General features: G+C 41.8%; 6 protein-coding genes. All 6 read right to left on the bottom strand.

Features of this window, described 5'->3' with window-relative positions; genetic code table 11:
* On the bottom strand, positions 1 to 1,676 hold a 1,676-nt coding region (locus tag JF818_RS03395; protein WP_198890578.1), incomplete at its 3' end, for an AAA family ATPase.
* A 361-nt stretch (positions 1,677 to 2,037) separates the two neighbouring features.
* Positions 2,038 to 3,138 (bottom strand): non-hydrolyzing UDP-N-acetylglucosamine 2-epimerase, encoded by a 1,101-nt coding sequence (gene wecB / locus JF818_RS03390; protein WP_198890577.1) that lies wholly within the window; start codon positions 3,136 to 3,138, stop codon positions 2,038 to 2,040.
* A 1-nt stretch (position 3,139) separates the two neighbouring features.
* Entirely contained in the window at positions 3,140 to 4,360 is a 1,221-nt protein-coding gene (locus tag JF818_RS03385; RefSeq protein WP_198890576.1) for a nucleotide sugar dehydrogenase, read from the bottom strand.
* Between the two features lie 56 nt (positions 4,361 to 4,416).
* Positions 4,417 to 5,547, bottom strand: coding sequence for a glycosyltransferase family 4 protein (locus tag JF818_RS03380; protein WP_198890575.1), 1,131 nt, complete (start codon positions 5,545 to 5,547; stop codon positions 4,417 to 4,419).
* A 6-nt stretch (positions 5,548 to 5,553) separates the two neighbouring features.
* Positions 5,554 to 6,678 (bottom strand): DegT/DnrJ/EryC1/StrS aminotransferase family protein, encoded by a 1,125-nt coding sequence (locus JF818_RS03375; RefSeq protein WP_198890574.1) that lies wholly within the window; start codon positions 6,676 to 6,678, stop codon positions 5,554 to 5,556.
* Between the two features lie 27 nt (positions 6,679 to 6,705).
* A partial coding sequence (locus JF818_RS03370) for an acyl-CoA carboxylase subunit beta (protein WP_198890573.1) occupies positions 6,706 to 8,028 on the bottom strand: 1,323 nt, incomplete at its 5' end.

The following is an 8,028-nucleotide window of genomic DNA, read 5'->3' as shown; positions in this document are numbered from 1 at the left end:
AGCGAAGTGAGTGTCTCATATGATTGATCCCCACTGATTGAAGAATAGCCTCGAAGAAATGGAATCATCGATATAAGAAAGAGTCTTTGATCTTTGACTTCTTTCAGCACTTCTCCTCTAAAAGCCTTCAGCAGGTCTTTCAAGCTGATAATAAGCTTTTTCTCACTGTCAGCTACCTTGATAAACCCATTCTCTGCATCTTCGGTATTATTCAAAAGGTAGAGAGAGTAGCAATTTCTATATTGAGCTTCCAATAACCTGAGCAACTCTACAGTATGGGTAAGGACAAGGCATTGTTTCTCCTCAAGAATCTTAACCAGGCTATAGACGACCTTGTTTTTATAAATGGAATCAAAACTCGATATAGGATCGTCTATGACAATGATTGGTTCTTTCTGGTTCTTGGCTTTGAGAAACTCAAAGCTCAAAGAGAGAAAGTTTTGTTCTCCTGTGCTCAACGGTAACTTTGATCTCTCTACTCCTAATAGGTCGTGGTCTGCAACTCTGATGGTGATATTCTTTGTCTCAGGATTACGAAGGAGTTTAAGATCTTTATCCATGGAGTTCTTGATGATGCTTTGGATATATAGCTCATCTTCTTCACTCAACTCTAGTTTCCCGGCAATCAGTTTGCTCAACTCCTCCATATTGGAAATGAGTGATTTTTCTTTTAGCACGATTGCCGCTATCTCACTGAGTACCAAAGACTGATATAGCTTTTCAAAATAGTCGAACAGGGCACACAACTCTATGAGCTTAGAAGCATCACCGGTATCAAGAGTTTGAAGGAGAATCTCTCTCATCGAGAAAGGATCATCCGAAGGGGATGATGAGATGATTGCCTCTATGTCTTTTCTGTGTTTCTCTTCTATCCTTGCGATGAGACTTTGGCGGCGATCAGTCTTACTTTTAACTAAAGTTTCCCACTGTATGGGGTGATCACATACGATGCAATCATCACTTTTAAAATGCTCAAGAATTCTGATAGCTTCACTATACACATCGATGTGTTTGAAGCCATTGATTGAAGGAAGCGTTTGTGTTGCTAGTTCTTTAATCTTCCTTATCAAGGAATCATTTTTCTTAGCAATATCATTCTGTAGTGCCGCAAGCTTTGTTTGCTCTTCTTCGGTTATTTCAACTTTATCAAAATTACTAAGGAGTTGAAGACTATCAACCGTTTTATTGTTCTTACCGTTACTTTGTTTGTTGGCAAAGTCTTTCAGAACGCCTTTGACTGTACTGTCAGTGATTAGATTAAGCAAAGAGCTGTTAGCTGCTTTAATTCCATACTCTTTCAGCTTATTGATAATTTTTTCTGCTAATAGATCAAAACCACTATCAATGTCTTTGTTAAGCTGCTCTTCTCGATGAATCTGATCACCAAGAAGGAAGTCTCCACAATCACCTTGAACAATGTTTCGATTATTCTGATCACTGATTATATGGAACATTAGGGTTGGATCAGTATATGAAACTCCTTCATACTCAAATGCAACACTTGTCCCCTCATCTTTTTGAAGAACTTTCACCAACGAAGTTTTGCCTGCTCCATTAGGACCATATAACACAGCAATTTTTCCTTTAGGAGGAAAAGAGATTGTATTGTTCTTTGTAAAGCTTGCGTACTCACTTTCAAAGATGTTGTTATTTTTAATACTGGTAAAGGTAATCATAGCGCAAACCTCTTTGAGAAAACTTCAGTAGGTGGCAGCTTCTATGACGTATGGTTTTCTTGGTGTTTTATGTAATTTTTAAATCATGGTTTTCATGGACTCTAAGGTTGATGGTTGTAAAACAAAACGGGAGCAACCGAAGAAAAAGTGTCTCCAAATCGAACTCCTGTTCACAAGAAAGTGTATACTATAACGTACTCATAGCACTGGGTAAAATGAGAGCCTCATTTGTAGGTGTGTGGATTTTTTGGAAGTTTTACCCGGTACCCGGAATCCCAAAATCGCAATCTGAAAGCCCCAGATGCAGGTTTTTGTGGAAAATATGGAAGTTGCACCTGGTACCTATGGTCCACACTTTTTCTCATAGATGTTGTTCTGATATTACATCCGCAATTCTCTTACACGCAAACCCATCGCCATACGGATTGCTAGCTTGACTCATTGCTTTATATGCTTGCTCATTTTCCAGCAGTAATTTGAAATTCTCATAAATTACTTCTTCTGTTGTCCCAACAAGCTTCAACGTCCCTGCTTCAATCCCTTCAGGTCGTTCTGTTGTATCCCGCATGACCAACACAGGCTTACCAAGAGAAGGGGCTTCTTCCTGGATACCACCACTATCGGTGAGTATCATGTAGGATCTGGCTAAGAAATTATGGAAGTCTAGAACATCAAGAGGTTCGATGATTCTAATTCTATCGCAACCTCCCAGCTCATCATTTGCTGCCTGTCTTACTGTAGGATTGAAGTGGATTGGATAGATTGCCTTTACATCATGATGTTCATCGATGATCCTTCTAATTGCCCTGAACATGTTATGCATTGGCTGACCAAGATTTTCCCTACGATGAGCAGTTATTAAAATCAACCGACTTCCTTCGACCCAGTCTAATTGTGGGTGAGAATAGTCTTCCCTAACGGTAGTTTTCAAAGCATCTATTGCGGTATTGCCCGTCACAAAAATAGAATCCGGATTTTTACCTTCTTTGAGGAGATTCTGCTTAGAAAGTTCAGTGGGTGCAAAATTATACTGTGATATGATACTTACTGCTTGTCTATTGAACTCCTCTGGATAGGGAGAGAAGATATTATTTGTTCTCAGCCCTGCTTCAACATGCCCAATAGGAATTTGAAGGTAGAAACAGGCAAGGGCAGTCACAAAGGTGGTTGAGGTGTCTCCATGCACAAGGACAACATCAGGAGCAACCTCTTCCAAGACTTCCTTTATCTTATTTAGGATATTCGTAGTAATGTCAAATAATGTCTGCTTGGGAAGCATGATGGATAAATCATAATCAGGAACAACAGAGAAAGCGTCCAGAACTTGATCCAACATCTCTCTGTGCTGTCCTGTTACACAAACAACGGTCTTGATTCCCTCTCGTCTTTTTAACTCATTCACCAAGGGGCACATCTTAATGGCCTCAGGACGTGTTCCAAATACAAGCATTACTGTTTTCATACTACAACCTATATGTATTAGGCAATTCGCATACCTTTCTAGTATCAAGAACAACTTTACCTTGAAGCTTATCCATGTTCTCACGTATCTCGCTATGAGCGACCATGATTACCACCAGATCGACATCTTGGAGAAAAGCATCAAACTCATGATATTGGTTTGCAACAATATCTCGCTTGACCCATGGATCATATACTTTAAGACCGGATGAAAGATGTCTGGTCATACAGTCAAGCAATTGAAGCGTCGGGCTCTCTCGTACATCATCAACATCTTCTTTGTACGTGAGACCGTACAACCCCACCCTCCCAACATCTGTGATGGATTGATCTTTCATGATGTTATGAATCCGTTCCAAGACAAACTCAGGCATGGAGTCATTGATTTTCCGTGCCTGCCATATAAGATTGGCAAGATCTGGAAAATCTCCAACCAAAAACCAAGGATCAACGGAGATGCAATGCCCTCCTACTCCAGGACCAGGGGAAAGTATGTTTACACGCGGGTGTTTATTTGCAATCCTAATTATTTCATACACATCCATGCCTTCTCTTCTGCAAATCTTTGTAAGTTCATTGGCATAGGCAATGTTGATATCACGGAAGGTGTTTTCCACCACCTTGGTCATTTCTGCAGTCCTGATATCGGTTGTTACTATTTCACTCTGACAGAAGGATGTATATAGTTCTTTGATACGCGTTGCTATTTCTTGACTGTCCGTCCCGATGGTCCTTGAATTATATTTCAATTCATAAACCATATTACCTGGAATGATCCTCTCTGGAGCATGGGCTAAATGAACATCCTTTCCTATGACAAATCCTTTGGATTCAATCGTTGGTCGAATGTATCTATCAATTGTCCCAGGTGGCACAGTCGACTCAATAACAATACAAGCACCTTTAGGGCAAACCTCTAGGACGTTTTCAACCGCTGCTATCACATAAGCAGGGTCGATTTTCTTGTTACGCTTGTCATAGGGGGTGGGGACTGCAATGATATATATATCAGTTTTCTGATACTTTGTAGTAAAGGTTATACCCTTATTAAGGGCTTCCTCAAATAATGCTTCAAGACCATCTTCTTTGAAGGTGGTTCTCCCGGCATTCAACTCATTTACCAAATGTGTATTGTAATCAGTACCAACCACTTCTGTTCCATGTGTCGCGAACATTAAAGCTGTTGGCAAGCCGATGTAACCTAAGCCAATAATATTGATCATCAATTAGTCCCTTATCTCAATTCAATAATTTTCATCTTGACTACTTAAAAAACCAATCACGAGGTTTGGTTCAGCACTCTTTCATACAATGCTAGTAGCTTCTTCTCTTCAGTACTCCAGTTATACTTATTTAATACTGCATTTCTTCCATTCTCACCCATCTGCTTCGCAATCTCTGGATTATCTAATAGATAGTTAATTGCCGAAACAATTTGTTCTATATCATGTGGGTTAACACAGATGCCACAATTCTCTTGATCTACAATTTCTTTCCATAAATCAAAATCAGTACAGATGATTGGTAATCCAGCATACATGACTTCAAAAAATTTTGTATTGGACAAATTTCCAACAGTGAATTTGCATTGTGGTATGTAGTCGAGAAGAACAACACCAATATATGAGTTTGAATATATCTTTGAATAAACTTCGTTATGATTTAGTTTACCGAAAAATTGTACTTGATCCCAACCACTAAGATTTTGTAATTCATTTAGATAATCATCTGAGACTTTTCCTGCAGCTTTATAGGTTGCATCACCAATTATTCCTAACGCCTTAACAATCTCATGATGGCACCATTGTCTCGATATTCCACCTGCAAAACATAGAGATCTCGAAGCAAAGTCATTTTGTTTGATTTTCCATCCATTATTAACAATAGGAAAATTCAGAACCATTTGAACTTGTCTACAAATCTCTGAGAACCTTTCCGCAGTCCAATGATAACAAACCACTGCACCATCACACAGTTTTATTGTACGTCTCTCATAATACTCATAAAAATTCCTAATGATTTTTCGAAAAAACTTTGGAATCCATTCTTTCACACCAACAGTAGAAAGATAATCTTCATGACTATCGAAAATTACAATCTTGCCTTTCCGTTTAAGGAATCTTACAAGCGTCAATAACTCTGGGTCATGCAAATGATATACCCTTGCATCAATTTGAATTAATTCTCGACGCATCCTAGGAACGCCGATGAATATTCTCTTCCACTTATTATCATCTATTCTACCTGTTGAGACTATCTTGATACCATCTATTAATTCACTAGGAATAGTATCATTCACTAATAGACTTACATCAAACCCATGTTTATTAAGAGAGATACACTCTTTTTTAAAAATACGCACATCGTACCTTGAATGAACACTAGTTACATGACAGATTTTAATACTCATTTTTAATTAGCTGCTTTCGCCAAGAATATGCGTCTTAATTTTATCCACTTCCGATACTTCTTTATACCCATCCAACGGCAACGAGACCACCGTATTACACAATTTCTCCGTAACCGGACATGGAACATATTGCTTCAATCCCTTGAAAGCTGTCTGCTCATGCATCGGCTTAGGGTAATACACCATGGTGGGGATGCCCTGTTCCTTGAGCTTTTGTTGCAAGGCAATACGCTCTTCTTCACTCTTCACCTGGATGGTGTACTGTGCCCAACTTGAATAACATTCCTCAGGGACAACAGGCGTCTTCACCTTGTCCTTCAGGGCATCGGTATACCAAGCCGCAACCTTGTTCACATCCTCAAGTTCATACTCGGTGAAGGCATCAAACTTAACCAACATGATTGCAGCCTGCATGGTATCGAGACGCGAGTTCCAGCCGATCCGCACATTGTCGTACTTGAATGAACCCTTGCCATGCACTGCTATTGAACGCAGGTACTGAGCTTCTTCATCGTCATTGGTGAAGATTGCTCCCCCATCTCCATAGCATCCCAACGGCTTAGCCGGGAAGAAAGAAGTGGTTGCTGCATCGCCGAGTGAGCATGCTTTCCGACCCTTGTACATGCCCCCGAATCCCTGTGCCGCATCCTCAAGCACCTTCATGCCGTACCGGTGAGCAATCTCGTTTATGCGGTCATATTCGGCAGGAAGCCCGAACAAGTCCACGGGAATCACGACCTTGGGAGCCAGCTTTCCTTCACCCTTGACGGCCAGGATGGCCTTCTCAAGACTTACAGGATCCATGTTGAAGGTATCGGGGTCGACATCGACGAACACCGGCGTCGCACCTTCGAAAGAAACTACCTCACCGGTTGCGAAGAAAGTGAAGTCGGGGACGAACACCGCATCGCCTTCTCCAATGCCCCAGGCCATCAGCATCATCGACAGGGCGTCGGTTCCGTTGCCGCAGGTGATACAATGCTTCACACCCACATAAGACGCGAGCTTCTCTTCAAGCTCATTCACCTGCCTGCCGCTGATGAAGTTGCAATCGGTCATCACCTCGATGACGGCCTTGTCCATCCGTTCCTTGAGTGCCTGATACTGCTTCTTCAGATCACGAAATTCCATATTCACCTTCTTGATTATTACAAAATCCTATAGAGGAATATTCCCATGCTTCTTCTTGAGAATCTGCTGTTCCTTTCTCTGTAGTTGCATCAGTGATTGGATTATCACCTGTCTCGTCTGTTCAGGCTCAATGATCTCATCAATGATACCACTCTCTGCAGCTATGGTCGGATTCACAAACGTATCTGCATACTCCTTCTCAAGCTTCTCAATCAACTCTTTTGGATTGGGAGCATTCTGCAATTCATTCTTGAACAGTATTTCTACCGCCCCTTCAGCTCCCATAACGGCAATCTCCCCGGTATCCCAGGAATAGACAAAGTCTGATCCAAGATGTTTGGAACACATTGCGATATAGGCACCACCATAAGCCTTACGTAAGATGATGGTAATCTTGGGAACTGTGGACTCTGCATACGCGAATAACAGCTTCGCCCCGTGTCTAATGATGCCTTTCCTTTCCTGCTCCAGCCCGGGCAGGAAGCCCGGAACATCAACGAAGGTGAGCAGAGGGATATTGAATGCATCACAGAATCGAATGAATCGGCTCGCCTTGTCGCTCGCATCACAATCCAAGACTCCGGCAAGTACCTTTGTCTGATTGGCAATAACACCAACAGATGATCCTGCAATCGTTCCAAATCCGATTACCAAATTCTTGGCAAACTCTTCCGAGATTTCCAGAAAGGATTTCTCATCCACTACTGCTTTCAGGATTTCTCTAACATCATAGGATAACTTAGGGTTCCGGGGAATCTCGGGAAATACTGACGGTTCAATTCTTTGCTTATCACCAAACTTGATTGGACTTCTCTCTTCATCCCAACACTGCGGCAGATAAGCAAGAAGGTTTCTTACTTTCTCAAAGCATTGTTCTTCATTCGGATTTCTGAAATGGCACACACCGCTGACAGTGGCATGCATTACTGATCCGCCCAATGCTTCCTTGTCGATGTCTTGGTATAAAACCTTTTTTACCACATTAGGACCGGTCACAAACATATGGCTGACCGAATCAACCATGAATACAAAGTCCGTTATCCCGGGAGAATAAACAGCTCCTCCCGCACAAGGGCCGACGATTACTGAAATCTGGGGGATGTACCCTGAAGCCAGGGTGTTCAGCCTGAAGATGTCTCCATATCCGGCAAGTGAGTGAATGCCTTCCTGGATCCGCGCCCCACCGCTGTCATTAATGCCGATGACAGGGCATTTGCTGTCAATCGCCAATTGAAGAATCCGGGCAATCTTTTTCCCATGCATCTCACCGAGTGTCCCGCCCATTACCGTGAAATCCTGCGAGTACACCGCTACCGGCCTTTCATGAATCCGACCGAACCCGGTAATGAC

Source organism: Sphaerochaeta sp. S2 (assembly GCF_016406725.1).
Lineage (GTDB): Bacteria > Spirochaetota > Spirochaetia > Sphaerochaetales > Sphaerochaetaceae > Sphaerochaeta.
Note: the sequence above shows the minus strand (reverse complement) of the source record. Positions and strands in the feature narration are given on the sequence as shown.

Coding starts and splice junctions, on each gene's coding strand:
- JF818_RS03385 (WP_198890576.1), bottom strand. CDS start 4,360: ATGATCAATATTATTGGCTTAGGTTACATCGGCTTGCCAACAGCTTTA.
- wecB (WP_198890577.1), bottom strand. CDS start 3,138: ATGAAAACAGTAATGCTTGTATTTGGAACACGTCCTGAGGCCATTAAG.
- JF818_RS03375 (WP_198890574.1), bottom strand. CDS start 6,678: ATGGAATTTCGTGATCTGAAGAAGCAGTATCAGGCACTCAAGGAACGG.
- JF818_RS03380 (WP_198890575.1), bottom strand. CDS start 5,547: ATGAGTATTAAAATCTGTCATGTAACTAGTGTTCATTCAAGGTACGAT.